At 63.7% G+C, this 898-nt stretch carries 1 protein-coding gene; it reads left to right on the forward strand.

Annotated features, from left to right (window positions below):
- The coding region (locus tag HMPREF1022_RS16365; RefSeq protein WP_009304029.1) for a VCBS domain-containing protein at positions 1-811 on the forward strand (811 nt) is incomplete at its 5' end.
- Positions 812-898: the final 87 nt, after the last annotated feature.

Raw genomic sequence — 898 nt, forward strand, 5'->3', positions numbered from 1 at the left:
CGCGGCCGCAACCGTAATCGCCGAAGGCACGGCCAGTGTCAGCGGCACGCTGCCCGTGCCCGTGGATGTGGATCTGCACGATGTGCTGACTTTTCTCCCGCAGACGGACAAGGCGGGCTTGTACGGCACGCTCACCCTGGACGCCAACGGCAACTACACCTACGTTCTGAACAACGCCCTGCCCGCGGTGCAGGGCCTGGGCGTGGGTGAAAAGCTCACCGACACCTTCAGCTTCACGGTTTCCGACGGCCACGGGGGCACGGTCTCCAATACCCTGACTCTGACCATCAACGGCACCAACGACATCCCCACGGTCGGCGCGGCCACGGCCGTGATCGCCGAGGATACGGTCTCTGTCAGCGGCGCGCTGCCTGTGCCCACGGATGTGGATCTGCACGATGTGCTGACTTTTCTCCCGCAGACGGGCACAGTGGGCCTGTACGGCACGCTCACAGTGGATGCCTCGGGCAACTATACCTACATTCTGAATAATGCGCTGCCTGCGGTGCAGGGCCTGGGCGTGGGTGAAAAGCTCACGGACACGTTCAGTTTTACAGCGTCCGACGGCCACGGGGGCACGGCTACCAACAGCCTGACCCTGACCATTAACGGCACCAACGATCTGCCCAGCGTGGGCGCGGCCGCAACCGTAATCGCCGAAGGCACGGCCAGTGTCAGCGGCACGTTGCCCGTGCCCGTGGATGTGGATCTGCACGATGTGCTGACTTTTCTCCCGCAGACGGACAAGGCGGGCTTGTACGGCACGTTCACAGTGGATGCCTCGGGCAACTATACCTACGTTCTGAACTAACGCCCTGCCCGCGGTGCAGGGCCTGGGCGTGGGTGAAAAGCTCACCGACACCTTCAGCTTCACGGTTTCCGACGGCCACGGGGCACG

It is taken from the genome of Desulfovibrio sp. 6_1_46AFAA (genome assembly GCF_000224635.1).
Lineage (GTDB): Bacteria > Desulfobacterota > Desulfovibrionia > Desulfovibrionales > Desulfovibrionaceae > Desulfovibrio > Desulfovibrio fairfieldensis.